At 68.0% G+C, this 24,164-nt stretch carries 27 protein-coding genes; 14 read left to right on the plus strand and 13 right to left on the minus strand.

Translation table 11 applies throughout. The features are described 5' to 3' along the window. Positions 1 to 9: 9 nt before the first annotated feature. Both ACAG24_RS09995 and ACAG24_RS10000 read right to left on the minus strand, forming a co-directional pair. Positions 10 to 861 carry an MlaE family ABC transporter permease gene (locus ACAG24_RS09995; RefSeq protein ID WP_370471988.1) on the minus strand — a complete coding sequence of 284 codons (852 nt, stop codon included), beginning with the start codon at positions 859 to 861 and terminating at the stop codon, positions 10 to 12. A 352-nt stretch (positions 862 to 1,213) separates the two neighbouring features. Then, positions 1,214 to 2,470 (minus strand): TetR/AcrR family transcriptional regulator, encoded by a 1,257-nt coding sequence (locus tag ACAG24_RS10000; protein ID WP_370471987.1) that lies wholly within the window; start codon positions 2,468 to 2,470, stop codon positions 1,214 to 1,216. A gap of 428 nt (positions 2,471 to 2,898) precedes the next feature. Here ACAG24_RS10000 and ACAG24_RS10005 point away from each other — a divergent pair, with 428 nt between their 5' ends. Both ACAG24_RS10005 and fadD8 read left to right on the plus strand, forming a co-directional pair. Continuing rightward, entirely contained in the window at positions 2,899 to 3,315 is a 417-nt protein-coding gene (locus ACAG24_RS10005) for a YciI family protein (protein ID WP_370471986.1), read from the plus strand. A 96-nt stretch (positions 3,316 to 3,411) separates the two neighbouring features. Beyond that, positions 3,412 to 5,025: a fatty-acid--CoA ligase FadD8 gene (gene fadD8, locus ACAG24_RS10010; protein WP_370471985.1), complete on the plus strand. Its 1,614-nt coding sequence runs from the start codon at positions 3,412 to 3,414 to the stop codon at positions 5,023 to 5,025. 43 nt (positions 5,026 to 5,068) lie between these two features. Here the strand turns inward: fadD8 and ACAG24_RS10015 are convergent, their stop codons facing one another. Beyond that, positions 5,069 to 5,719 (minus strand): FadR/GntR family transcriptional regulator, encoded by a 651-nt coding sequence (locus ACAG24_RS10015; protein WP_370471984.1) that lies wholly within the window; start codon positions 5,717 to 5,719, stop codon positions 5,069 to 5,071. A 47-nt stretch (positions 5,720 to 5,766) separates the two neighbouring features. Between ACAG24_RS10015 and ACAG24_RS10020 the strand changes: the two genes are divergently transcribed. Together ACAG24_RS10020 and ACAG24_RS10025 are read left to right on the plus strand one after the other, a co-directional pair. Next, positions 5,767 to 6,984, plus strand: a complete 1,218-nt coding sequence (locus tag ACAG24_RS10020) for a CynX/NimT family MFS transporter (protein ID WP_370471983.1) — start codon at positions 5,767 to 5,769, stop codon at positions 6,982 to 6,984. A 67-nt stretch (positions 6,985 to 7,051) separates the two neighbouring features. After that, complete coding sequence (locus tag ACAG24_RS10025; RefSeq protein WP_370472620.1) at positions 7,052 to 8,260, plus strand: RNA polymerase sigma factor; 1,209 nt, start codon at positions 7,052 to 7,054, stop codon at positions 8,258 to 8,260. A gap of 102 nt (positions 8,261 to 8,362) precedes the next feature. On the opposite strand, the gene ACAG24_RS10030 is transcribed toward ACAG24_RS10025, so the two are convergent. The 4 genes from ACAG24_RS10030 to ACAG24_RS10045 are packed head-to-tail and all read right to left on the minus strand — an operon-like array spanning position 8,363 to position 11,410. Next, a complete protein-coding gene (locus tag ACAG24_RS10030) occupies positions 8,363 to 8,986 on the minus strand; it encodes an SAM-dependent methyltransferase (protein ID WP_370472619.1) in 624 nt (207 codons plus the stop codon). Continuing rightward, the gene (locus tag ACAG24_RS10035; protein ID WP_370471982.1) at positions 8,983 to 9,750 is read right to left on the minus strand and encodes a PIG-L deacetylase family protein; all 768 of its coding nucleotides are present in this window, start codon (positions 9,748 to 9,750) and stop codon (positions 8,983 to 8,985) included. Before ACAG24_RS10035 ends, ACAG24_RS10030 begins: the two co-directional genes overlap by 4 nt. Then, on the minus strand, positions 9,747 to 10,688 hold the full coding sequence (locus ACAG24_RS10040) for an acyl-CoA dehydrogenase family protein (protein WP_370471981.1): 942 nt from the start codon (positions 10,686 to 10,688) through the stop codon (positions 9,747 to 9,749). Before ACAG24_RS10040 ends, ACAG24_RS10035 begins: the two co-directional genes overlap by 4 nt. Continuing rightward, entirely contained in the window at positions 10,685 to 11,410 is a 726-nt protein-coding gene (locus ACAG24_RS10045) for a glycosyltransferase family 2 protein (RefSeq protein ID WP_370471980.1), read from the minus strand. Before ACAG24_RS10045 ends, ACAG24_RS10040 begins: the two co-directional genes overlap by 4 nt. A 50-nt stretch (positions 11,411 to 11,460) precedes the next feature. Between ACAG24_RS10045 and ACAG24_RS10050 the strand changes: the two genes are divergently transcribed. From ACAG24_RS10050 to ACAG24_RS10075, 6 genes are all read left to right on the plus strand, one after another. After that, positions 11,461 to 12,156, plus strand: coding sequence for an HAD family hydrolase (locus ACAG24_RS10050; protein WP_370471979.1), 696 nt, complete (start codon positions 11,461 to 11,463; stop codon positions 12,154 to 12,156). Positions 12,157 to 12,166: 10 nt separating this feature from the next. Continuing rightward, positions 12,167 to 12,610 carry a nitroreductase family deazaflavin-dependent oxidoreductase gene (locus tag ACAG24_RS10055; protein WP_370471978.1) on the plus strand — a complete coding sequence of 148 codons (444 nt, stop codon included), beginning with the start codon at positions 12,167 to 12,169 and terminating at the stop codon, positions 12,608 to 12,610. Continuing rightward, positions 12,603 to 13,514, plus strand: coding sequence for a 1,4-dihydroxy-2-naphthoyl-CoA synthase (locus ACAG24_RS10060; protein ID WP_370472618.1), 912 nt, complete (start codon positions 12,603 to 12,605; stop codon positions 13,512 to 13,514). Before ACAG24_RS10055 ends, ACAG24_RS10060 begins: the two co-directional genes overlap by 8 nt. Positions 13,515 to 13,643: 129 nt before the next feature. Next, positions 13,644 to 14,528: an SDR family oxidoreductase gene (locus ACAG24_RS10065; RefSeq protein ID WP_370471977.1), complete on the plus strand. Its 885-nt coding sequence runs from the start codon at positions 13,644 to 13,646 to the stop codon at positions 14,526 to 14,528. A gap of 6 nt (positions 14,529 to 14,534) precedes the next feature. Further along, entirely contained in the window at positions 14,535 to 16,085 is a 1,551-nt protein-coding gene (locus tag ACAG24_RS10070) for a long-chain-fatty-acid--CoA ligase (protein WP_370471976.1), read from the plus strand. Between the two features lie 23 nt (positions 16,086 to 16,108). Then, complete coding sequence (locus ACAG24_RS10075; protein WP_370471975.1) at positions 16,109 to 16,495, plus strand: VOC family protein; 387 nt, start codon at positions 16,109 to 16,111, stop codon at positions 16,493 to 16,495. Here the strand turns inward: ACAG24_RS10075 and ACAG24_RS10080 are convergent. From ACAG24_RS10080 to ACAG24_RS10090, 3 genes are read right to left on the minus strand one after another with little or no spacing between them, the layout of a single operon-like run. Next, positions 16,492 to 16,803 (minus strand): DUF3349 domain-containing protein, encoded by a 312-nt coding sequence (locus tag ACAG24_RS10080; RefSeq protein WP_370471974.1) that lies wholly within the window; start codon positions 16,801 to 16,803, stop codon positions 16,492 to 16,494. The genes ACAG24_RS10075 and ACAG24_RS10080 overlap by 4 nt on opposite strands. A gap of 11 nt (positions 16,804 to 16,814) precedes the next feature. After that, complete coding sequence (locus tag ACAG24_RS10085) at positions 16,815 to 17,099, minus strand: hypothetical protein (RefSeq protein WP_370471973.1); 285 nt, start codon at positions 17,097 to 17,099, stop codon at positions 16,815 to 16,817. Positions 17,100 to 17,123: 24 nt separating this feature from the next. Then, a complete protein-coding gene (locus ACAG24_RS10090) occupies positions 17,124 to 18,371 on the minus strand; it encodes an inorganic phosphate transporter (RefSeq protein ID WP_370471972.1) in 1,248 nt (415 codons plus the stop codon). Positions 18,372 to 18,596: 225 nt separating this feature from the next. Here ACAG24_RS10090 and ACAG24_RS10095 point away from each other — a divergent pair, with 225 nt between their 5' ends. The 4 genes from ACAG24_RS10095 to ACAG24_RS10110 all read left to right on the plus strand — a co-directional run bounded on the left by ACAG24_RS10095 (position 18,597) and on the right by ACAG24_RS10110 (position 22,188). Continuing rightward, entirely contained in the window at positions 18,597 to 18,920 is a 324-nt protein-coding gene (locus ACAG24_RS10095; RefSeq protein WP_370471971.1) for a DUF3349 domain-containing protein, read from the plus strand. 56 nt (positions 18,921 to 18,976) lie between these two features. Then, positions 18,977 to 20,059: an o-succinylbenzoate--CoA ligase gene (gene menE, locus ACAG24_RS10100; RefSeq protein ID WP_370471970.1), complete on the plus strand. Its 1,083-nt coding sequence runs from the start codon at positions 18,977 to 18,979 to the stop codon at positions 20,057 to 20,059. A gap of 43 nt (positions 20,060 to 20,102) precedes the next feature. Continuing rightward, positions 20,103 to 20,717, plus strand: a complete 615-nt coding sequence (locus ACAG24_RS10105; RefSeq protein ID WP_370471969.1) for an MSMEG_1061 family FMN-dependent PPOX-type flavoprotein — start codon at positions 20,103 to 20,105, stop codon at positions 20,715 to 20,717. A 124-nt stretch (positions 20,718 to 20,841) separates the two neighbouring features. Continuing rightward, a complete protein-coding gene (locus ACAG24_RS10110; RefSeq protein ID WP_370472617.1) occupies positions 20,842 to 22,188 on the plus strand; it encodes a hypothetical protein in 1,347 nt (448 codons plus the stop codon). A 12-nt stretch (positions 22,189 to 22,200) separates the two neighbouring features. On the opposite strand, the gene ACAG24_RS10115 is transcribed toward ACAG24_RS10110, so the two are convergent. Genes ACAG24_RS10115 through ACAG24_RS10125 form a run of 3 tightly spaced genes read right to left on the minus strand, consistent with a single transcriptional unit; the run spans position 22,201 to position 24,149 of the window. Continuing rightward, entirely contained in the window at positions 22,201 to 22,827 is a 627-nt protein-coding gene (locus ACAG24_RS10115) for a methyltransferase domain-containing protein (protein WP_370471968.1), read from the minus strand. After that, a complete protein-coding gene (locus ACAG24_RS10120; protein ID WP_370472616.1) occupies positions 22,828 to 23,502 on the minus strand; it encodes a TIGR04282 family arsenosugar biosynthesis glycosyltransferase in 675 nt (224 codons plus the stop codon). After that, complete coding sequence (locus ACAG24_RS10125; protein ID WP_370471967.1) at positions 23,499 to 24,149, minus strand: glycosyltransferase family 2 protein; 651 nt, start codon at positions 24,147 to 24,149, stop codon at positions 23,499 to 23,501. The genes ACAG24_RS10120 and ACAG24_RS10125 overlap by 4 nt, the downstream gene beginning before the upstream one ends. Positions 24,150 to 24,164: the final 15 nt, after the last annotated feature.

The raw sequence follows: 24,164 nt of genomic DNA on the forward strand, positions 1-24,164 counted from the left end.
CCGACACCGTTACAACCCGACCCTGGGGAACATCATGATGTAGAGCTGGCTGATCGCCACGTTGACGACCATCAGCACCAGAATGGATTCGACCACCGCCGCATTCACCGAGTTGGCGACACCTGTCGGACCGCCTTGAGTGGACAGACCCTTCTGGCAGGACACCACGGCGACAATCGCACCGAAGATCACGGCCTTGACGAGTGCGACGATCATGTCGCCGGTGGTGGCGAATGACGCGAAGGTGGCCACGAAGCTACCCGGTGCCCCATTTTGGAAGTAGACGTTGAACAGGTAACTCGCGAGGAATCCGACGAAGCAGACGACGCCGGTGAGCGCGACGCCCACCATGATCGCTGCGGCGAATCGGGGCACCACCAGACGGCGGATCACCGAGACACCCATGACCTCCATCGCGTCGGTCTCCTCACGCATCGCCCGCGATCCGAGGTCGGCCGTGATGGCCGAGCCGACCGCGGCGGCCATCAGGATCGCAGCGGTGAGGGACGCAGCCTGGCGGATGACGGCAAGTCCGCTCGCGGCGCCGGCGAGCGACGTCGCACCCACCTGACCGGCGAGCAGCGCGAACTGAATGGACAGGGTGACGCCGATCGGCAGCGCGACGAGCACGGTCGGCAGAACGGCGGTGCCCGCCATGAAGGCGCCCTGCTGGACGAACTCCCGCCACTGAAACCGGCCGGTGAAAAGATCGACGACGAAGTACTTAATGGTCTCCAGGCCGAGGATGAACTGATCGCCGACGGTGGTCAACGATGCCAGCGGATGACGGCGAACATAGCCTTGCGCCCAGTCCTGCGCGACCTGCACGCCCTGGGCGTCGCTGACGCCGCGGGAAGTCATGCCGGCCAGTTCCAATAGAAAGCGTTGGCACACAACGCCATTGACCATTCATCCGATATGCGGGCGTCGGCGTGTCGTCGCGTTGCCACGCACGTCACCTCCCCGCCTCGAAAACCCTTCGGCACTCCAGCGCTACTTGTGTAACTATGTTGCAGCCGAACGACACGCTATGGTGGTGGCGTCCGTCACGTCAAGCTTCTGCCGAACATTCATTAACATACGACCGCGGATCGACCTTCGAGGCGGAAATGGCGACAGCCGTTCGACGAGCTCGGCGGGAGTGCTTCGCAGCGCAGGCTGACAAGAAGTCACCGACGTTCGCCGTGACAGACGAACTCCACGGCGAGACGCTTCAGCCGGTAGTCTTCCCGCCGGTTCGGCGGCGCCGCACCGGCGCCGCGTCCTCGGCGAGCAGAAGTACCCTCAGCAGCCCCGCCACGACCTGGCGTGACGGTTCGGAGTTCTGATACCGCACCAGCCTGCCGATGTCCACGACGAGCGCAAAGGCCGCGTGCACCGCGAACCGCGCTTCGTCGGTCGACGTTCCCGGTCGCGCGGCGGCGACCTGACGCGCCCACGCCTCCACTGTGGCGCGCTGAATGTTGTGCAAGACAACGCGATCCTCGGCGGGCACGTTCACGCGCTCGGCGAAATAGACATAGGCGAGCTCGGGACTGACGAACGACCGGTGAACGTAGGCGTCAATCAACCGGGTGACAGCGTCTTGCGCATCTACGGTCTCGCTCAGGATCGCCGTCACGTCACCGGACACCCGATCGGCGGCCCGTCGGTACACCGCAGCCAGGATCGCGCCCTTGCCGTTGAAGAAGCGATAGAGACTCGAGGTGGGCAGACCTACCGCCGCGGCGATGTCGTCCATTCCCGTCTCGCGGTAGCCGTGCCGATTGAACAGCAAAAGCGCCGTGTTGAGAATCAGCTCGTAATCGCCTGCGGCACTGGTGGGTTTACTGCGCGCACCGACCTTGCGAGATGACTTCGGAACCGGGGGGATCTTTGCGTCGCGGATGCGAGAAGCTATCTCCGCCAGTAACTTTCGCAGATCCGGTGTCGCCAGTTTCGCCCGGTGGTCGGTGGTGCTACCCAAGGTGCTCAGCACCGCCACGGAGATCGTCCACCTCTGCGCACTGTCAAGGCCCGGACGCAGCTGCATGAGGGGGCGCTGTAGCCGACGGTTCACCAGCTGGATCTGGGCGTTGAGCAGTGCCTGATCCTCCGCGTGCAGGTAGCGGCCTTCCCACCGGTAGAGCCCGCCGCTGGCGCGATTCTTGATCGTCACATCGATCAGCGCATCGACGATCCGGTCCCACAACGCCTTCGGTTCGGCGTCATCCGCGTCGTCGGCGAAAGCCGTACAGGCGACCAACTGCTCTCCGAGCCCCAGAACGGCCGCCCGGAACAGTTCGTACTTGCCCGCATAGTGGCGGTACAACGACGCCGCGGTGACTCCGACGCGCGTTGCGATGTCCTCCATGCTCACCGCGTGGTAGCCGAGCTCGCTGAACGCCTCTGCCGATGCCTTGGCGATCTGTTGCTTACGGTCTTTAGGACGTCTGCGGTCCTCCGAGCGGAGAGCCGCGGATGGTGACACGCATTCAGACTAGTCGCGTAGCTACTCGGGGCAAACACGGCGCGTCCTGACGTCAGAGGTTCGTATGAAATCGAACTGATGCGCCGCACGGCGACACACATGTCAGGCGAGCCTTACGGGAAAGCCGTTGCAAATGCTGCGGTTATCTCCCCCGTCCTTGTTCCGTTTCTGAGCACTGTGCGAAAACTTGTTAACTTACGGGGTTGGCGACGCCTGGCGATACCGCATTCTCAGGCGGACCGACGGACGTGGGCCGACTATCGCAGCCGGCTACCACCCTGATGCAGATCGGTCTGCTGCGCGGCGCGGCATTCCGTCACGTCGAATAAAAATTTTCCCGCTCGTGTCGATTCCAGGTCTTGCCACTCGACGCAGTGGTGAGGGCACGATTGCAGAGCCCCTTCCCCACCGATAGAAGGAGACACGAGATGACCCGCTACATGCTGATCCTGCGTTCAACCCCCGAAGCGGAGAAGGCGATGGAGAACGTCGACTTCGAAGACGTCATCGCCGACATGGGTCGCTACAACGAGGAGCTGATCAAGGCCGGCGTGTTGCTGGCCGGTGAAGGTCTGGCCGGACCCGAGGAGGGTTTCGTCGTCAACTTCGACACCGAGACCCCGGTCGTCACCGACGGGCCGTACACGGAGGCCAAGGAACTGTTCAACGGGTTCTGGATGCTGGGCGTGTCCTCGATCGAGGAGGCCAAGCAGTGGGCGCTGAAGTGCCCGCTCGGAGCGGGCGCCCGACTGGAGGTCCGGCGCGTCACCGAGACCGAGGAGTTCCCGCAGGACAACGAATGGGTCCAGAAGGAACTGCAATGGAAGAAAGACGGCCTGATCTAGGGGTTTCGGCGTGGTTGTCGTCGCCCAGCGGCGACAATCACGCCCAAATTGCAAGACCCTGCTGACTGGAATTGGAACACGTTCTAGTCTGTCGGTATGAGCCAGGTCGATCTGCTGCGTTACCCCCTGCACTCCGGACATCTCACCGTCGGCGCGCTCAAGCGCCACAAGGACCGCCCCGTCCTGTTCCTCGGGGACACGACGCTGACCGGCGGCGAGCTCGCCGACCGCATCAGCCAGTACATTCAGGCCTTCGAGGCGCTGGGCGCGGGCACCGGCAGCGCCTCGGGCCTGCTGTCGCTGAACCGGCCCGAAGTGCTGATGATCATCGGCGCGAGCCAGACCCAGGGCTTCCGCCGCACGGCACTACACCCTCTCGGCTCGCTGGACGATCACGCCTATGTGTTGTCCGACGCCGAGGTGACGTCACTGATCATCGACCCGAACCCGATGTTCGTCGAGCGGGCGCTCGGCCTGTTGGAGAAGGTGCCGTCGCTGAAGCAGATCCTGACCATCGGGCCCGTCCCGGAGGCACTCGTCACAGCCGGCGTCGAGGCCACCGATCTGAGCGCCGAGGCCGCGAAGTACGCGCCCAAGCCGCTGGTCGCCGCAGACCTGGCCCCCGACAACATCGGCGGTCTGACCTACACCGGTGGCACGACCGGCAAGCCCAAGGGCGTCATGGGCACCACGCAGTCGATCACGACGATGACGACCGTGCAGCTGGCCGAATGGGAGTGGCCGGAGAATCCGCGCTTCCTGATGTGCACCCCGCTCTCGCATGCCGGCGCGGCGTTCTTCACGCCCGTCATCGTCAAGGGCGGCGAACTGATCGTGCTGACGAAGTTCGACCCGGCCGAGGTGCTACGGGTCATCGAGGAGCAGAAGATCACCGCGACGATGCTCGTGCCGTCGATGATCTACGCGTTGATGGACCACCCCGACTCGCACACCCGCGACCTGTCGTCACTGGAAACGGTGTACTACGGGGCCTCGGCGATGAACCCGGTGCGCCTCAAGGAGGCGATCAGGCGGTTCGGCCCGATCTTCGCGCAGTACTACGGGCAGTCCGAGGCGCCGATGGTGATCACCTATCTGTCGAAGAAGGACCACGACGACAAGCGGCTGACGTCGTGCGGACGCCCGACGCTGTTCGCACGCGTGGCGCTGCTCGGCGAGGACGGCCAGCCCGTCCCGCAGGGCGAGGTCGGCGAGATCTGCGTGTCGGGGCCGCTGCTCTCCGGTGGCTACTGGAACCTGCCCGACGCGACGGCCGAGACGTTCCGCGACGGCTGGATGCACACCGGCGATCTGGCGCGCGAGGATGAGGACGGCTTCTACTTCATCGTCGACCGCACGAAGGACATGATCGTCACCGGTGGTTTCAACGTGTTCCCGCGGGAAGTGGAAGATGTTGTGGCCGAACATCCTTCGATCGCGCAGGTGTGCGTGATCGGTACGCCGGACGAGAAGTGGGGCGAGGCTGTGACGGCCGTGGTGGTGCTGCGGCCCGACGCTGCTTCCGACGATGCCGCGGTGCAGACCATGATCGCCGAGATCCAGGCGTCGGTGAAGGAACGCAAGGGGTCGGTGCACGTGCCCAAGCAGGTGGTGGTCGCCGATTCGGTGCCGATCACCGCGCTGGGCAAGCCGGACAAGAAGGCCGTGCGGAAGCAGTTCTGGGAGGGCTCGGGACGTTCAGTCGGCTGAGCCCTGAGCCCCCGAATCGTCCACAAACCGCACATTCGGCGCGTCAGGAGCCGGCCAGAAGTCCGTCCAGGAGTTCGCCGGCGGTGTGCCCCGCGCGGTCGACGTCGCCCGAGGCGATGTGGTCGATCAACACGCCGTGGTCGAGTACCTTCGCCGGTCCCTCGTGTGTGGTCGCGACGCTGGCGGTGACCGTCTCGATGAGGCCTCGGTAGAGCTCGGTCAGGATGCGGTTGCCCGAGGCGCGCACGACGGCGAGGTGGAATTCGGCATCGGCACGGGCGAACGCCTCGGTGTCGGGGCAGTCCCTGGTCCGCTCCAGCAGCGCCCGGAGTTCGGCGATGTCATCGGGATTGCGGTGGGCGGCGGCCAGGCGTGCGCCCTCCACCTCCAGCGCCCGCCGCACATGCAGGATCTCGCGCAGTTCGGGGCCGCACAGTCTCCGCAGCGCCCCCGACACTTCGCTGGTGGCGCGCACGTAGGTGCCGTCACCCTGTCGCACTTCGAGGATCCCGGCGTGGGACAGCGCGCGCACGGCTTCCCTGACCGTGTTCCTGCCGACCCCGAGCTGTTCGACGAGGACGGCCTCGTTGGGGATGCGTCGACCGACCGGCCACTCACCGCTGGTGACGGTATGCCGGATCTGCTCGATGACCTGGTCGACCAGCCCGGCGCGACGTGCTGTGCTCAACGGCACACGAAACCCCTTTCAACCAATCATGGGATGTATGGCACCGTAGCAACATGCATACCGACCGGCAGGACTTCGTCGTGGCTCCCCCCGGGTCCCGCCGCGTACCGGCCGGCGCCGGCGGAGCGCTGCTGGCCGTCGCCGTCGTCCTCACCGCGCTCAACCTGCGCCCGGCCGTCACCAGCATCGCCACGCTGCTCGGCGACATGCGCGCCGAATTGTCGGTGTCGGCGACGTGGGCGGGCCTGCTGACGACCGTTCCCGCCCTGTGCTTTGCGGGCGCAGGGTTCACCGCGCCCTGGCTCGCAGCCCGGATCGGTCTGGGCCGAACGATCTCGGCGGCGATGGTCGCACTCACCACGGGCCTGGCACTGCGCGTTGTCGGCGGTTCTGCCCTGGTCATCGGTGCGACACTCATCGCGTGCGCGGGCATCGCCCTCGCCAACGTGCTGATCCCTGTCGTCATCAAGAGTTCGTTCCCGGCCCGTATCGGGTTGATGACCGGCATCTACACCGCGGCACTGCAAGGCGGCGGCGCGCTCGGATCGGCGCTGACACCCGGCCTGGAGGACCCGCTCGGCGGCTGGCGCGCCGCGCTGGCCGCCTGGGCGGTGGTCTCGTTCCTGGCGCTCGCGGTGTGGATTCCGGCGACGCGGCGCCACCGCGGAGCCTGGGCGGCGCACTCGGCGCACGCCGGTGAGCGGCGCTCGCTGCTGCGCAACCCGCTGGCCTGGACCGTCACGCTGTTCTTCGGCAGTCAAGCCTTCATGGCGTACATCGTGATGGGTTGGCTGCCTGAGGTTTTCATCGACAGCGGCGTCGACAAGGTGCACGCGGGACTGCTCGTCGGGCTCACGTCGTTGATCGGCGTGCCGCTGTCGCTGATCCTGGCGCCACTCGCCGCGCGCAACCCGGCGCAGAGCACGTGGATCGTCGCAGTCGGCGGCTTCGGCTTCGCCGGTGCCATCGGGTTGATGGTGGCCCCCGGGGCGCAGCCACTGCTGTGGAGTGTGCTGATCGGGATCGGGATGAGCGCGTTCTCGATGGCGCTGACGGTGATCGGCCTGCGGGCCCGCACCGCCGCCGACACCGCCCAATTGTCGAGCATGGCTCAGGGATTCGGATACCTCATCGCGGGTGTCGGGCCGTTCCTGTTCGGCTTCCTGCACGACGTGTCGCACGGGTGGACGGTGCCGTGGGCGATGTTCCTCGCCGTCTACGTGGTGCAGATCGTCGCCGGGGCGATGGCCGGGCGCGCCCGCTACGTCTGACCGGCACAATGGGGCGGTGGCCGCCAGCTCAGATGATCTGCGACGGACCGTCGACGCGGTGTGGCGTATGGAGGCAGCCAAGATCGTCGCCACGCTGACCCGCACCGTCGGCGACATCGGCCTGGCCGAAGACCTCGCGCAGGAAGCTCTGGTGGACGCACTCACGCAGTGGCCGTCGGGCGGCGTACCCCGCAATCCCGGCGCGTGGCTGACCACCGTCGCCAAACGTAAGGCGATCGACCACTGGCGGCGGCAGGACAACCTCGACGCCAAGTACGCGGCCATGGCCCGCGAGATGGAAGACCACGTGCACGACGCCTGGGATCCCGACCGCATCGACGACGACGTCTTGCGGCTGATCTTCATGTCGACGCACCCGACGCTGTCGCGGGAGAACCAGATCGCGTTGACGCTGCGGGTCGTCGGCGGATTGACGACCGAGGAGATCGCCAGAGCATTTCTGGTGCCGAAATCGACTGTGGCCCAGCGCATCGTGCGCGCCAAGAAGACGCTGGCGGGCGTGCCGTTCGAGGTACCCGACCGCTCGGACTTCCCCACCCGGCTTTCGGCGGTGCTCAGCGTCATCTATCTGGTGTTCAACGAGGGCTATTCCGCCTCGTCGGGCCGGCAGTGGATTCGCGACGAATTATGCTTCGAGGCACTGCGTCTGGGGCGGATTCTGGCTGCGCTGACATCCGACGAGGCCGAGGTGCTCGGCCTGGTCGCGCTGATGGAGTTCCAGTCCTCACGGCTGCGGGCCCGCACCGACCGCGACGGAACGCCGATCCTCCTCCACGACCAGAACCGCGCCGCATGGGACCGGGCGCAGATTCAGCGCGGTGTCGACGCACTGCAGCGCACATCGGATGTGCTGCACCGCAAAGGTATCGGCTGGGGTTACTACTCGTTGCAGGCCGCGCTGGCTGAATGTCACGCCGTGGCCGCGACGTACGCCGACACCGACTGGGCCCGCATCGTCTCCCTCTACGACGCCCTTCTGCGTCTGGCCCCGTCGCCGGTCGTCGAACTCAACCGCGCGATCGCCGTCGCGATGGCCGATCCGGTGGGCGGGCCCACCGCCGCCCTGGCGACCGTCGACGCGATCACCGGTCTCGACGGCACACACCTCGTGCCCAGCGTTCGGGGCGAATTGCTGGTCAGAATGAGACGGGTCGAGGAGGCGGCCGCCGAGTTCGACGTTGCTGCCGAACTGACGGATAACGACCGTGAGCGAGAGGTGCTGCGGGACAAGGCGCGTCGGGCGCGTCAGGAATGACGTTCTCGCGGCGCGCGAGCGTGCGCAAATGTACAAGGATTGCGGCGCGTCGGCGTGCAGACACGCGCGCTCGCGGTGCGGAGGGCAGGCGCGGTGCGGAGGTCAGGCGCCGGGCACGCCGGTGCGAGCGCCCACCGACAGTCCTCCGCAGTTGTCGAACACGTCGATGACGACGTCGGCGTCGCGATAGCCGCCGAGGTGGTACAGACCCTCGGTGGCGCCGATGATGTCGTTGGCGTGGTCACCGTTCATCGGATATTCCTCGACATCGTGACGCCAGTGCGCCGCGACGACGGTGGCGGTGGGGGCCAGGCGGGGAACCTCACGGTCCAACACCTCCCGCAGCGTGGCAGGCTGTAGGTAGTAGCAGAGCTCGGAAAGCAGCACAAGGTCGAAAGGACCTGGGGGCCAATGATTGTCCAGCGATCCGCGCAGCAGGGTCACCCGGTCCCGGATCCGGCGCGCCGTCAGCCTGCGGTGGGTGGCATCCAGCGCGGCGACGCTCACGTCGGTGCTGACCACGTGGTCGCAGCGCCCGGCCAGCTTCTCGGTGAGCACTCCGACCGAACAGCCCGGCTCGAATGCGCGCCGGTAGCGCGGAAACGGCAGGAGCGCGGTGGTGATCGCGTACTTGCGCTGTTCGTACCACCGCGATTCCAGCTGCCATGGATCGGCCGCTTCTGCGTACATGTTGTCGAAGAAGCTGTCGGGCAGCCGGGACGTCAGCAGAAGACCACCTCGCCGACAGTCAGCAGCCGGGGCAGAAAGTATGGCGGCAGCACCGGCTGCTCACCGGGCGACGGCGACACAAACTGGCTCTGAAAGCATTGCGCTGCACGCTTTTTACGCTCGACCGCAATAGGCGTGGACGGCACGGCGAAAGTGCGGTCCCACGGCACCGCGATGTCGCCGGGTTGCGCCCAATGCCACATCCACACGGGGTATTCGACGAGGGTCGCGCCGGTGTAGGCCACCGCGGCGGCCGCGGCGCGGCCGACCGCCTCGTGATCGGGGTGCCCGTCGCCCCGCCATGTCGCCGCGCACCACGTGCCGGCCGGCTTCGTGGACAAGATCTCGATCAGCAGATCTGTGAGCCGCTGCTCGTAGCACGCGATGTCGCCGTCCGGCAGTCCGAGGCACACGGGCGGGGGCAGGCCGAGCACACCGGTGGCGCGCTGCAGCTCTGCGCGGCGCGTCCTTTCCAACTGATAGCGCTGCAGCAGTGAGTAATTCGGAAACGCTGCGCCTCCGTCGCTCGCCGATACGATCTGCACGCGCACCCCGGCCGCCGCCAGCAGCCCTGCCGCGGCGCCGAATCCGACCGTCTCGTCGTCCGGGTGCGCCCCGACCACCACGAGCTCCCGACAGCCGGTGAGGTCCAGCGTCGGGAATCGCAAACCGGCGCGGGACCACACCTCTGCGGGCGTTCCGCCACCGGCCAGCGGGCTCTGCGCCATCCGTTCGGTGTTGCCGACATGTGAAGTTGTCATGAGGCTCCCGCCGCAAGAAGCCCGAGCCGCTCCAGGTCGCGCTCCGCGTGGCTCTGCCGGACATAGATCGAGAGATCCGCCACCCGCTGGGAATGGACGGGATCGAGGCACAGTGGCGAAGGTCCCAGCGCGCGAGCGGTTCTGGTGAGGGTCTCGTCCACAGCGGTCTCGACGGTGGCGCGGGCGCGTCGTGCCAGCAGCTCGGCGCGGCCCGAGTGATTCAGCCGATCAGCGTCGAACTCGCCGGCCACCGCATTCACCAATGCGGCGGCGCCCGCCAGCGCAGCATCGACCGCGCCGAGATGCGCGGTCGTGTGCGCGTCCGCCCTGCCTGACTCCACACGTTCGTACAGCGCGGCGGCGACGGCGCGGGCGCCGCCGAGCCAGCAGGCCGCTACCCCCACCGCGCCGTGCCAGAACCCGGGCCGCGACAGATACTCCCCTGGCGCACCGACCGCCACGGCCGGCGTTGCGGTGAATTGTACTGAGCGCGTGTCTGATTCCGTCATCCCGGCATGACGCCACCTGCTGGGCAGCGGACGGACTCCGTGGCCGCCGAGGTCGACGGCGAACAGCCCACGCTCGCCCGACGAGACCCGGGCCGTGACGAGAGCGTGAGTACACAGACCCGCACCCGAGCACCACACCTTCGTGCCGTCGAGCAGAGCCTCGTCGCCGACGCGGGTCGCGGTCAGGACCGCCTCGCCGGATTCCGCGGCCCACACACCCCACCACTGCCGCGGCGACGGCGCCGGGCCGTGCAGTTCGGCGAGGATCGCGACGGCGTCGGCGTGTGCCTCGGCGAGACGTCCGGCGGTGATGTCGGTCTGAGCCAACTCCGTCAGGCGCTGCCACCGCTGCGCGGTGTGACCGTGGCCGGGAAGCGGCAGGTCGAGTTCGCCTGCGTCGAGCCAATTCCTGACCAGAGCGGCGCTCACGAGGCTTTCGCTTTGCCGGTCCGGGGAGTCCGGGACAGCTTGCGCAGATGGTCGGCGAAGCCGCCCGGCGCACGGGCATCGCGGCGGTCCGATGTCGCCACCGATAGGTCCCGGTCGCGGTGGATGGACAGCTGCGCCCGTTCGAACCGCTCGACCAACTCGACGTCTTCACCGGTGCGCAGCGCCCGGAAACCGCCAACGCCCCAGTACAGGTCGGCGCGGAACCCCATGTTGGCGCCGTGGACGTGACGGTGGCCGGGTCCGCGGGAGCGGTAGTTGCTCAGGTAGCGCCGCGCCACCGCGGGTGAGAAGTTCCGCCAGTTGGGCACCCGCACGACGCCCAACACCATGTCGGCGTCCGCAGCGACCATGCGCACCAACCAGTCGGCGTCTACCACACTGTCGGCGTCGGTGGTCGCATACCAGGTGTCCCCGGTCAACTCCTCGCCGCACAGGGTGCGCGCGTACTCGAACCCGGCGGCGCGCGTCGCGCCGACGTTGCCGGCGTCGACGGAGATGAAGTGGACGTCGGGCCCGAATTCTCCGGCCAAGGCCTCGCTGCCGTCGTCACAGGAGTCCAGCACCACGACGATGGTGACCGGCATCGGCAGGCACAGGCCGGCCGTCGTCAACGCCCGCAGGCACTGCGGCAGGTGCTCGCGCTCGTTGTGCGCGGGCACCACCACGACGACCTGTGAGAAAGGGGCGTCGAACGAAGTCATGACGCTATTTAGCCGCTCTGCGAAGTTTTCACACCTGGCAGGATGGTGGAGTGAGCGACCTGGACGCCGTCTTGTTCGACTACTCCGGCACCCTGTTCCGCCTGGAAGAGGACGAGAGCTGGTTCGCGGGCATGACACTCGACAGCGACGAGCGCCGTGACATCGACGGGCACGTCCAGGCCGAACTGATGCGCCGGTTGACAGCACCCACCGGCCGGTCGGTCTCGATGCCCCCTGACGCGCTGGAAGCGTGGATGAACCGCGACCTCGCGCCGCACCTGCACCGCGAGGCGTATCTGCATGTACTGCGCGAGTCAGGGCTGGCTCGTCACCACGCGGAAGCGTTGTACGCCCACGTGATCGACCCAGCCTGCTGGACGCCGTACCCCGACACCGCGACCGTGCTCGACGGCCTGCGGCAGCGCGGCATCAAGACCGCGGTGGTGTCCAACATCGCGTTCGATGTGCGGCCGGCATTTCGCGCGCTCGGCCCCGGAGGCGCTGTCGACGAGTTCGTGCTGTCGTTCGAGGTGGGTGCCGTCAAGCCGGACGCCGCGATCTTCCAGGCCGCGTTGGACCGGCTCGACGTACCCGCCGGACGCGCGCTGATGGTCGGCGACAGCGACGAAGCCGACGGCGGCGCCCGCGCCCTCGGCTGTGCGTTCGCACTCGTCGACCCGTTGCCCACCCGGGACCGCAAGGACGGGCTGATCGCAGCCCTGTGGGAGCACGGGATCCAGATGTAGCTTCGAGACCATGGCAGAGCGGATCCGGCCGCCGTGGTGGCTCAAATACGTGAACAAGGCGATGATCGCGGTCAACAAGACCGGCCTGCTCAAGGACGGCCCGGTGGTGCTGACCGTGACGGGCCGCAAGTCCGGCCAGCCCCGGTCGACACCCATCACACCGTTCGAGGTCGACGGACAGCGCTATGTGGTGGGCGGGTTACCCGGCTCGGACTGGGTCCGCAACGCGCAGGCCAACCCCGACGCCGTGCTTGTGCGCGGCAAGAGCCGCGAACCGGTGCGGATGGTCGAGCTGCCGGTCGAGCAGGCGCGGCCGCTGCTGCGGCAGTTCCCGATCCTGGTGCCGACCGGTGTGGGGTTCATGAAGAACGCCGGGCTGGTGACCGGCCCCAAGCCCGACGAGTTCGAGTCGCTGGCCGGGCGCTGCCCCGTGTTCCGCTTCGATACTGTCTGATCCTGTGACCAACCCGTTCGACGCGAACCTGTGGGAGCCGGTCGCCGGCTTCGACGACCTGACCGACATCACCTATCACCGCCACGTCGAGCAGCCGACCGTCCGGGTCGCGTTCGACCGGCCTGAGGTGCGCAACGCATTCCGCCCCCACACCGTCGACGAGCTGTACCGCGTCCTCGACCACGCACGGATGTCGTCGAACGCCGGGGTGGTGCTGCTGACCGGCAACGGACCGTCGCCCAAGGACGGCGGCTGGGCGTTCTGCTCCGGCGGCGATCAGCGCATCCGTGGACGCAGTGGCTACCAGTACGCCTCCGGCGAAACCGCCGAGAGCGTCGACCCGGCGCGGGCGGGCAGGCTGCACATCCTCGAGGTGCAGCGTCTGATCCGCTTCATGCCCAAGCCCGTCATCTGCCTGGTCAACGGGTGGGCCGCAGGCGGTGGACACTCCCTGCACGTGGTGTGCGACCTGACGCTGGCCTCGCGCGAGCATGCCCGCTTCAAACAGACCGACGCCGACGTGGGCTCATTCGACGGCGGTTACGGGTCGGCGTACCTGGCGCGGCAGGCCGGGCAGAAATTCGCCCGCGAGATCTTCTTCCTCGGCCGGCCCTATACCGCCGAGCAGATGCACGCGATGGGCGCGGTCAACGAGGTCGTCGACCATGCCGACTTGGAAACCGTTGCGCTGGAATGGGCTTCAGAGATCAACGGCAAGTCGCCACAGGCCATCCGGATGCTCAAGTATGCGTTCAACCTGCTCGACGACGGCCTGGTCGGCCAGCAGTTGTTCGCCGGTGAGGCCACCCGGCTGGCCTATATGACCGACGAAGCCGTCGAGGGCAGGGATGCGTTCCTGGAGAAACGCGACCCCGACTGGTCACCGTTCCCCCGCTACTTCTAGCGATTTCGGCGTAGTTGGTCACGCTCAGGTTGACGAACTACACCGAAATCACCGGGCGGCGGCGGCTGCACGGGAGCTCAGCGAGAAGCTCATTGCCTGACCACAGGACCGCTGGAATACAGTTTCGGCGTGAGTAGCAGGAACCCGCTGCGGCGGCTCGCCGACCAGGTAGTGCTGAGCAGCATGCGACCCCCGATCCTCCCGGAGCTTCTGAACCGCCCCAACCGCGAGACCTTCGAGCTGAAGGGCAAGCGCGTGCTGCTGACGGGTGCGTCGTCGGGTATCGGTGAAGCTGCCGCGGAGAAGCTGGCCCGCCGCGGCGCGACGGTGGTGGCGGTAGCCCGCAGAAGCGATCTGCTCGACGACCTCGTCGCCCGCATCACCGATGCGGGCGGCCAGGCTCGAGCGCATGCCTGCGACCTGTCCGACCTCGACGCCGTCGACGAGCTCGTCGCCACCGTCGAGGAAGAACTCGGCGGCATCGACATCCTGGTGAACAACGCCGGCCGCTCCATCCGGCGACCGCTGGAGGAGTCCCTGGAGCGCTGGCACGACGTCGAACGCACCATGGCGCTCAACTACTACGGCCCGGTACGACTGATCCGAGGGCTCGCCCCCGGGATGCTGGAGCGCCGGGACGGGCACATCATCAACGTTTCGACCTGGGGTGTGAAAACAGAGAGCCCGCCGTTGTTCGGCGTCTACAACGCGTCGAAGGCGGCGCTGTCGTCGATCAGCCGGATCATCGAAACCGAATGGGCCGACCGGGGTGTCAACTCCACGACGCTGTACTACCCGTTGGTGAAGACCCCGATGATCGCGCCGACCCGGGCCTACGACGGCCTGCCCGGGCTGTCGGCCGAAGAGGCCGCGGGCTGGATCGTCACCGCCGCCCGGCACCGACCGGTCAGCATCGCGCCGCGCATCGCCGTCACCGCCCACGCGGTCAACAGCATCGCGCCGGCGGCCGTCGACCTCATCATGAAACGTCAACGGATGCAGCCCAAGGACTGAAAAGCGTTGTTCCACAACCTCGCCGACATCGTACGCGTGCACGGCCGCGAACGTCCGCACGCGCGGGCGCTGATCGTCGGCGACGAGACGATCACCTACGGCGAGCTCGACGAACGCTCCAACCGGGTAGCGCAGGCGTTCGCGAGCGCGGGCGTCGGGGTCGGCGACAGGGTTGCGTTCGTCGAGCGCAACGGCGCCGAATTCTTCGACGTCGCTTTCGCTTTGGCCAAGCTCGGCGCCGTCGGCGTGCCCGTCAACTGGCGGCTTGCCGCACCGGAGATGCGGCATGTCATCGCCGACTCCGGGGCGTCGGTCGTCGTGGTCGGGCAGGAGTTCGTCGGGCATCTGGAAGCCATCGAGAGTGAGCTGGACGCGACCATCGTCGTCGTCGGAAACCACGACCGCTGGCCGACTTTCGAACGCTGGGTCACCGGACACCCCGCCGTGGACCCGGGCGTCGTCACCGGGCCCGACGATCTCGTGATGTTGATGTACACCTCGGGGACGACGGGGCTTCCCAAGGGCGTCATGCTCGGCAACGCGAACTACGTCTGCAAGACCGGCGGCGTGGCGGGACCGTGGAAGTTCGACGCCGATTCGGTCAGCCTCGCGGTGATGCCCCTGTTCCACATGGCCGGCTTCGGATGGGCGCTGGCCGGCCTCTGGGAGGGCGCGACGACGGTGGTTCTCCGTGACGTCGACCCGCAGGCCATCCTCGACGCCGTCGACCGTCACGCCATCACCAATATGCTGCTGGTACCCGCGGTGATCCAGTTCCTGCTCGACACACCGGGACTCGACGACGTCGACTTCTCAGGACTGCGGGTGATCGTCTACGGAGCATCCCCCATCAGAGACGATGTCCTGGTCCGAGGGATGCGGCGGTTCGGCCGGATCTTCGCCCAGGTCTACGGGATGACCGAGACGTCGGGGTCGATCACCCAACTCGACGGGGCCGACCATGTGCCGCACCTGCTTCGATCGTGCGGCAAGCCCTACCCGTGGGTGCGAATTCGCATCGTTGATACCAGCGGGGCCGATACCAGCGGGGCCGACGCCGCCCCGGGCGTCGTGGGAGAGGTGTGGACCCGATCGGATCAGAACATGCTGGGCTACTGGAACAACCCCGACGCCACGGCTGCCACCCTGACACCGGACGGATGGATTAGGACCGGCGACGCCGGCTACCTCGACGCCGAGGGCTACCTGTACCTGCACGACCGGCTCAAGGACATGATCGTGTCCGGCGGGGAGAACGTATACCCCGCCGAAGTCGAGAACGTCCTGATGACCCACCCTGACATCGCCGATGTCGCCGTCATCGGCGTGCCCGACTCCCGATGGGGCGAGGCGGTCAAGGCGGTCGTCGTCGCGGCCCGCGGCAGCCAACCCACCGAGGCCGCGCTGATCTCGTTCGCGCGGACCCGGCTGGCAGGCTTCAAGCTCCCCAAGTCCGTCGACTTCGTCGACGCACTGCCGCGCAATCCGAGCGGCAAGATCCTCAAACGCGCACTGCGCGAACCGCACTGGACGGGCCGGGACCGTCACATCGGCTGACAGGCGTGGTAGACACTTCACCCATGGAGATCCTGGCCAGCCGGGTGTTGTTCCGCCCGAAGGATTACGAGCGCTCGATCGCGTTCTACCGCGACGGCATCGGGCTGGCCATCGCCAGGGAGTACGCCGGCGGCACGGTGTTCTACGCCGGGCAGTCGCTGGTCGAGATCGCCGGCCACGGCGGCCCTGCCGACGGGGCGCCGCCGTTCCCCGGCGCGCTGTGGCTGCAGGTGCGTGACCTCGCCGCGGCCCAGGACACGCTGCGGGGCCGCGGCATCGAGATTGCGCGGGAAGCCCGTCGCGAGCCCTGGGGTCTGCACGAGATGCACGTCGTCGACCCGGACGGCATCACCCTGATCTTCGTGCAGGTGCCCGACGATCACCCGCTGCGGCGGGACTCTCGCGGCTAGCCTGCCGGAGCCGCCAGCGGCCAGCCCACCGACGCCAGCCGCGCGGCGACCTGATGCATCTCCTCGGGGTTGGGCTCCTTGTCGGTGACCAGATGGATCGCCGCGCGGATCTCCTCGGGCGTCACGCTGTCCGAGTCGTTGCTCTTCAGCACGGTCTGGGCAACCTTGACCACCTCGTCCTCGGTGAGGGTGCGAGCCAGCAGTGCGAGCAGCGCGAAATAGTCGGTCTGCGGAACACCCTGCGGGTAGCCCTGATGCAGCCAGCCCAGGACGTTCGCGAAGGCGTTGCGGGTGTCGTTCTCAGCCATGGCGCGTCAGCTCACTTCTTGGGGAGGAACGGGAACAGGTCGATGCCTGTGTGGTGGATGATCGTCGCCCGCGTGATCCACAGGACGGCGGTGAGGATCACCCATCCGACGAACACGAACAGGGCCACGCCGAGAAACTTGACCGCCGCGTTCGGGGCCACGGCGGCGCCGTCGGTCCCGTCGCTGCCTGCGCCGCGCGAGTACGCGACCAGACCGAGCGCGAAGACCGCGGGCAGACCGGCACCGAGAAGCAGGCCGATGCCGAGCACTTTGAGAATGCTCTCCAGGTAGACCATGTGGATTCCTTGGTTTCGTCGGGGTCAGACCGTGGCGGACGGCTTGGGGGCGACAGTGGCCTCACGGATATCCGCGGGCACCACCGAGTTCGTCGAGGCGTCCCAGTCGGCGTTGACGTTGTTGTGGTCGACCTTCTGCTGCTGCGCGCGCCACCACATGTAGAAGGAGAGGCCGACCAGGACGAGGAAGATCAGTCCGTCGCCGGCCAGAGCCGCGCCGGTCACGGCCTCGACGCCGTGGGAGAGCCAGTAGGCGAGCGCACCGACCAGGCCGGCGGCGGGCAACGTGATCAGCCACGCGACGGCCATCCGGCCCGCGACCGCCCAGCGCACCTCGGCACCCGGCTTGCCCACACCACTACCAAGGATCGAGCCGGTGGCGACGTGGGTGGTCGACAGCGCCATGCCCGCCGCGCTGGAGCTCAAAATGATTGCGGCCGAAGAGGCTTCAGCGGCGAAGCCCTGAGGTGACTCGATCTCGACCAGGCCCTTGCCCAGGGTGCGGATGACACGCCAGCCGCCCAGGTAGGTGCCGAGACCGATGGCGACCGCACAGCTGAAGATGATCCAGAACGGCAGGCCCTGCTCCTTCACGTCACCGGTCAGGTGGCCGGTGGTGATGAGCGCGAGCGCGATGACACCCATCGTCTTCTGCGCGTCGTTGGTGCCGTGTGAGAGCGCGACGAGGGACGCGGTGGCGATCTGACCCCAGCGGAAACCCTCGCGACGGCGCTTCACGGCGACCCGCTTGGTGATCGCGTAGACCGCCCAGGTGCCGCACGCGGCGACCAGACACGCGATGACCGGCGCGGCGACGGCCGGGATGAGCACCTTCTGCGTGACGCCGGACCAGTTCACGCCCGAGGTGCCCAGCGCTGCCAGGCCCGCGCCGATGAGGCCACCGAAGAGCGCGTGCGACGAACTCGACGGGATACCGAACAGCCACGTGAGCAGGTTCCACAGGATGCCGCCGATCAGACCCGCGAAGATGATCGTCAGACCCGTCGACGCGTCGATCCCCGGAAGAAGTTCACCGGACTTGCTGTCCTGGACCTTGAGCACCGACGTCGTCACGGTCACGGCGACCTCGACCGAGAGGAAGGCACCCACGAGGTTGAGAACTCCCGCGAGTAGGACAGCCGTCTTGGGCTTCAACGCGCCGGTGGCGATCGACGTCGCCATCGCATTCCCGGTGTCGTGGAACCCGTTGGTGAAGTCGAAAGCCAGTGCTGTAGCAATCAACAGCACCAGGACGATCAGCTCTGCGCTCATGGGGTTGATTGTGGGGTGTCGATGGCCGTTTCTCCAATCGCAGTTACCGGCAAACGCGCAGGCTACGTCGCATTTCTCCTGATGCCGAGAACCCGTTCACCGGATGTTCATCTTGACGCCTCAACATGTTGGCCCAGCCAATTTGCAGCAACCTCACAGAAACCGATCTGCCGCTACGATCGAACCGCCGAGGGGGCCTTCCGGCCCCGTGGGGAGTTGAACGTTGTGACCAAGTTTCTGGCCAAGATCGTGGCATGGATCTCCGCCGGATATCCGGAAGGCGTGCCGGGGCCGGACCGGGTTCCTCTGCTGGCCCTGCTGCGCCGCCGGCTCACCGACGACGAAGTCAGATCCGTGGTCGCCGATCTGCAGGCCCGCGCCGAACTTCCGGGCTCCCCTGACGTCGGCACCGTCGACATCGGGGTACTGATCACCCAGATCACCGACGAGCTGCCCTCGCCCGCCGATGTCGAGCGTGTCCGGGTGCGCCTGGCCGCCCAGGGCTGGCCGCTCGACGATCCGCGCGACGAGTCAGGAGACGAGCGATAGCTGTTCTGCGCCCCGTCGGCTTCGGTTCGGACGCCGCGGCACTGACCGGCCTTCCCGTGATCGTCGATGTCCTCGAGGGCCGCGCCAGCGTGCTCCCCGTGCCGGCCGATGACCCCGCCCAAGCCGGTGCGTTGGCCACGACCCTGCGGGCCGGTGACGAGATCGCCGACGATGTCGGCGCGGTGCTGTCGACCTCGGGAACCACGGGCATTCCGAAGGGCGCTCAGTTGACCGCCGCCGGGCTTGCCGCGAGCGCCGAGGCGACACACGACAGGCTGGGCGGCCCGGGGCAGTGGCTGTTGGCGTTGCCCGCCTACCACGTGGCCGGGTTCCAGGTGCTGGTGCGCAGCGTCGTCGCCGGCACGAGCCCGGTGGCTGTCGCAGCGTCCTTCGACCCGGCGGATCTCGTCTCCGCGATCGACGGCATGGGCGGGGGCCGACGCTATGCGTCGCTGGTCGCGGCGCAGTTGGACAAGGCACTGAAGGACGATCGGGCCGCGGCGGCCCTGGCGGACATGGACGCCGTACTGATCGGCGGCGGTCCGATGCCCGCGGGTGTCGCCGAAAAAGCCTCAGCCGCCGGCATTTCCGTGGTCAGGACGTACGGGATGAGTGAGACCGCAGGCGGGTGCGTGTACGACGGTGTCCCACTGCGCGGCGTCGAGGTCGCGGTCGACGGCGACGGACGGATCTCGCTGGGCGGCCCGACCGTTGCCGCCGGTTATCGCAATCCGGTCACGCCGGATCCGTTCCGCAACCCGGGCTGGTTCCGCACCGACGACATCGGTGTGATCGACGACTCCGGGGCGCTGAAGGTGGTCGGCAGAGCCGACGACGCGATCAGCACCGGAGGTCTGACCGTGATGCCGGGGGTCGTCGAGGCCGCGCTGGCCACCCATCCCGCCGTCGACGAGTGCGCCGTGTTCGGGGTGCCCGACGAGCGACTGGGTCAGCGGGTGGTGGCCGCCGTCGTCGTCACCCCGGCAGCGTCGGTGACGCTTGCAGAGTTGCGAACCCACGTCGCCGCGACGCTGCCACCGACGGCTGCGCCCCGCGAACTGCACGTCGTCGACGAACTCCCGCGCCGCGGCATCGGCAAGGTGGACCGTCGCGCGCTGATGCGACGCTTCGGCGCCTGACGGGAGCCCCCACCGCAGCACGCCGGGGACGCATGATGGTCCCATGAGCCGTGAAGTGACCTCCGTCGACGAACTGCGCGCGATCGTCGGGCATCCGAACGCCTTCGTCGCCGAGAAGGTGCACGATCGTCTGCTGCCCATCGAGCAGGTGTGGCTCTCACACTCGCCGCTCGGTTTCGTCGCCACCACGGATGCCGACGGCCGGCTGGACGTGTCGCCCAAGGGTGACCCGCCGGGGTTCGTGCACGTCATCGACGAGCGGACCATCGCGATCCCCGAACGCCCCGGCAACAAGCGCGTCGACGGCTACCTCAACGTGCTGCAACGTCCCCGCGTCGGCACCCTGTTCGTCATCCCCGGCCGCGGCGACACCCTGCGGATCAACGGCAGCGCCCGCGTCATGGCCGACGCCGACTACTTCGACGCGATGGTCGTGCAGGGCAAGCGCCCGATCCTCGCGCTGGAGATCGCGATCGAGGAGGTTTTCTTCCACTGTGCGAAAGCCTTCCTGCGCTCCGACGCGTGGAACCCCGAAGCGTGGAACCCGACGGCGGTGCCCAGCGTGGCGCAATTGGTCAAGTTGATGGACGCCGACGCCGACATCGACGAGCTCCGCCGCCACCTCGACGAGGACAACATGCGCAAGATCCTCTACTGATCCTTACGAACCTCTGACGGGCTGCGGCACTTTCCCGCAGCTCACGGGGCGCGAGCGCGCGGTTCTGCACGCCCCGGCACGGAGTGTCGGCGTGCAGACACGCGCGCTCGCGGAGAATCGGGGGATGCGTAAAGAGGCGGGTGCAGTTGGCGTCGCCGTCGTGCTCGTCGTCGCGGCGTTCGTCGTCCCGCATCTTCACCTGGAGACGGTCACGCCGTTGCTCAACGCGACGCCGGAACGCTTCCGCGACTTCGCCGCGACGTCGCCGATCTTCGGTTGGTGGAACACCCACGTCGGCCCCGGCACCATTCCCGCCGTCGCGATCGCCCTCGCCGCCGTCCTGTGGGGGCCCACCGTGGCGCAGCGGCTGCCGTGGCGGTGGCTGCCGTGGACGGCCTGGGCGGTGTCGTGCGCGTGGGCGTTCAGCCTCGCGATGATCGACGGCTGGGAGCGCGGCTTCGCCGGGCGCCTGACCGCCAAACACGAGTACCTGCGCGAGGTGCCGACGGTCACCGACATCCCGGTCATGCTGCGCACCTTCGCCGACAGGATCCTCGACTTCCAGCCGGACTCCTGGATCACCCACGTGTCGGGGCATCCACCCGGTGCGCTGCTGACCTATGTGTGGCTCGACCGCATCGGCCTGGCAGGCGGCGCGTGGGCGGGACTGCTCTCGCTTCTCGCCGGCTCCAGCATCGCGGCCGCTGTCGTCGTCGCGGTGCGCGCGCTGGCCGACGAGGACACCGCGCGCAAGGCCGCGGTGTTCGCCGCCGTCGCGCCGACGGCGATCTGGATCGCCGTCTCGGCCGACGGGTACTTCGCGGGCGTGGCGGCCTGGGGTATCGCACTGCTGGCGCTGGCCGTCACCCGGACCATCCGCCTGCCGCTCGCCGCGGCGGCGGGCGCCGGCCTGCTGCTGGGCTGGGGCATCTTCCTCAACTACGGCCTCGGGCTGATGGCGCTGCCCGCCGTCGCGGTGTTGGTGAGCGCACCGTCGTGGCGCGCTGCGCTGCGTGTCCTGGTCCCGGCGGTGCTCACGGCAGTCGCGGTGGCCGCTGTCTTCTTCGCAGCCGGCTTCTGGTGGTACGACGGCTATCTGCTGGTGCAGGAGCGTTACTGGCAGGGCATCGCGCTGGAGCGACCGTTCCAGTACTGGGGCTGGGCGAATTTCGCCGCCACGGTGTGCGCGATCGGGCTGGGCAGCGTCGCCGGTCTCGGCAGGGCCTTCGACATCGCGGCGATCAAGCGACGGTCCGGGTTGCATCTGCTGGTGTTCGGAGCGCTGCTCGCGATCGTCTTCGCCGATCTGTCGCGGCTCAGCAAGGCCGAGACCGAGCGCATCTGGTTGCCGTTCACCGTATGGCTGGTCGCGGCGGCGGCGTTGCTGCCGTGGCGATCCCTGCGATGGTGGCTGGCGCTCAACGTGATCGGTGCCCTCGTGATCAACCACGTCATTCTGACCAACTGGTAGCCGCGGCGACGCTCAGGCGACGAGGCTCGCGACCACTCGGCCGCCGATGCGATGCACGTCGGCCAGCCCGAGACCGACGTCGGCGGCCAGCTCGGGCACCGAGTCGATACCGACGACCGCCCAGCGGAACCACGGGCCGATCGTCTTCGCCGATTCCAGCCTGACCCAGCCGACGTCGATACCCGTTGTCGACGGGTCGAATTCAGCCAGACATCGGCCGCCGCGGCGCAGCAGCTCGGCTGCCCGCTGCAGGATCCGGCGAGGGTCTCCACCCAGCCCGACGTTGCCGTCGGCCAGCAGCACCGTCTGCCAGCGCCCCATCGCAGGCAGCTCGGCGAACACGTCGCGGTGCAGTGCGGGCGCGCCGCTGTTGCGCGCCAATTCGACCGCGGTCGCGGACAGGTCGACCCCGAGGGCAGGAACTCCCCTGTTCACCAGGTGCGCCACCAATCGCCCCGGCCCGCAGCCCAGGTCGATCGTGGGGCCGTCGCACAAGTCGACCAGCGCCTCGTCGAACTCGGTGTCGGCGCCGCTTCCACCGAGCCAGCTGTTTACCGGCAGCCGGCTGACCCGGCCGTCGTCGCGACGCACCCAACATCGTTCGCCGTCCAGAGCACGGTCGTACAACTTCCCGAACATTCAGTCCTCCCCTGCTGAGACATTCGCGGTGACGTGCCAGAACCGGGACGTGCGCGCACAGGCCCGCCGAACGCCGTCGACGTCGTCGATGGTGTCCACGTCGGCCAACTCGTCGATGGAAGCGACTCGTAAGCCGTTGCCCTCCAGGGCTTTCCGAGTCAGCAACCCGGTTTCGGGGACTGACATGGGCACATCCCGCAGACATTCGGCATGAATGCCGTCTCGTACGCCGAGCACCCACCAGCCCCCGTCCGGCGCCATGCCCAACGCGGCGTCGTGGTCGGCGAGTGCTTCCGCGCACCGGCTCAGCCTGTCGGCGTCGACCTGGGGAGTGTCCATCCCGATCTGGACGATCGGCAGCCCACCGGTGGCGGCGGCCGCGTCGTGGTGCGCGTTCGCGAGCCTGTCGGCGAAGCCGTTGCCGCGCTGCGGCAGGACGGTGAAAGATCCCAGCCGGCAACGGATTTCGTCGCTCGATGAGGCCGCATCGAGGTCACCGGTCATCGCGACGACGCGGGCGGCGGCGGGCATGCGCGCCACCGCATCCAGAGTGTCCAGCAGCGCCGCCGCGGCAATTGCGGCAGCCTTCTCGTCACCCAGCGTCGCGGCCAGACGGGTCTTCGCCAGTCCCGGCACCGGAGCCTTCGCGACGACCAGCAGGCACACCTGCGTCACGAGATCGCCCGCCAGAAATCCCACGCCGCGATCGCGCTTCCGCGCACCGAGCCGCTGACCTTCGACGTCCCCCCGGTGCGGGGGCCGTAGTCCACATCGCGCTCGGTGACCGTCCAGCCTGCCTGCGCAGCCCGCACGAGCAATTCGAGCGGGTAGCCAGACCGCCGGTCCGCCACGCCCAGAGCCAGCAGCGCGTCGCGACGGGCCACCCGCATCGGTGCGATGTCATGAACCTGGAGTCCGTGCCGCTGTCGCAGTCGCCAGCACACCGCGGCCGTCCCGAGCCGGGCATGCCACGGCCACTTCAACCCGGGTGTCGGGCGGCGTCGCCCGATCGCCATGTCGGCGCCCGCCTCGACGTCGGCCACCATGGCGGGAAGCTCGCGAGGATCCAGCGACCCGTCGCCGTCGAGGACGGCCACGATCGGCGTCGTCGCAGCGACGACACCGGCGTGCACCGCCGCGCCGTACCCGGGTGTCTTCTCGGCGACGACCTGCGCACCGAAACGGCGCGCAACCTCGGCCGTACCGTCGGTGCTGTTGTTGTCGACCACGAGAGCGCTGTACCCCTGCGGTATTTCGGTAAGCACGCCGGGCAGCGAGGCTGCCTCGTCGAGGCAGGGCAAGACCACCGTGACGTCGGGCATAGGTCCACGCTAGGC

Source organism: Mycobacterium bulgaricum (assembly GCF_041287165.2).
Lineage (GTDB): Bacteria > Actinomycetota > Actinomycetes > Mycobacteriales > Mycobacteriaceae > Mycobacterium > Mycobacterium bulgaricum.

Coding starts and splice junctions, on each gene's coding strand:
- ACAG24_RS10075 (WP_370471975.1), top strand. CDS start 16,109: ATGGAGATCCTGGCCAGCCGGGTGTTGTTCCGCCCGAAGGATTACGAG.
- ACAG24_RS10055 (WP_370471978.1), top strand. CDS start 12,167: ATGGCAGAGCGGATCCGGCCGCCGTGGTGGCTCAAATACGTGAACAAG.
- ACAG24_RS10080 (WP_370471974.1), bottom strand. CDS start 16,803: ATGGCTGAGAACGACACCCGCAACGCCTTCGCGAACGTCCTGGGCTGG.
- ACAG24_RS10035 (WP_370471982.1), bottom strand. CDS start 9,750: ATGACAACTTCACATGTCGGCAACACCGAACGGATGGCGCAGAGCCCG.
- ACAG24_RS10025 (WP_370472620.1), top strand. CDS start 7,052: ATGGAGGCAGCCAAGATCGTCGCCACGCTGACCCGCACCGTCGGCGAC.
- ACAG24_RS10090 (WP_370471972.1), bottom strand. CDS start 18,371: ATGAGCGCAGAGCTGATCGTCCTGGTGCTGTTGATTGCTACAGCACTG.
- ACAG24_RS10110 (WP_370472617.1), top strand. CDS start 20,842: ATGCGTAAAGAGGCGGGTGCAGTTGGCGTCGCCGTCGTGCTCGTCGTC.
- ACAG24_RS10115 (WP_370471968.1), bottom strand. CDS start 22,827: ATGTTCGGGAAGTTGTACGACCGTGCTCTGGACGGCGAACGATGTTGG.
- ACAG24_RS09995 (WP_370471988.1), bottom strand. CDS start 861: ATGACTTCCCGCGGCGTCAGCGACGCCCAGGGCGTGCAGGTCGCGCAG.
- ACAG24_RS10020 (WP_370471983.1), top strand. CDS start 5,767: ATGCATACCGACCGGCAGGACTTCGTCGTGGCTCCCCCCGGGTCCCGC.
- ACAG24_RS10085 (WP_370471973.1), bottom strand. CDS start 17,099: ATGGTCTACCTGGAGAGCATTCTCAAAGTGCTCGGCATCGGCCTGCTT.
- ACAG24_RS10045 (WP_370471980.1), bottom strand. CDS start 11,410: ATGACTTCGTTCGACGCCCCTTTCTCACAGGTCGTCGTGGTGGTGCCC.
- ACAG24_RS10125 (WP_370471967.1), bottom strand. CDS start 24,149: ATGCCCGACGTCACGGTGGTCTTGCCCTGCCTCGACGAGGCAGCCTCG.
- fadD8 (WP_370471985.1), top strand. CDS start 3,412: ATGAGCCAGGTCGATCTGCTGCGTTACCCCCTGCACTCCGGACATCTC.
- ACAG24_RS10005 (WP_370471986.1), top strand. CDS start 2,899: ATGACCCGCTACATGCTGATCCTGCGTTCAACCCCCGAAGCGGAGAAG.
- ACAG24_RS10105 (WP_370471969.1), top strand. CDS start 20,103: ATGAGCCGTGAAGTGACCTCCGTCGACGAACTGCGCGCGATCGTCGGG.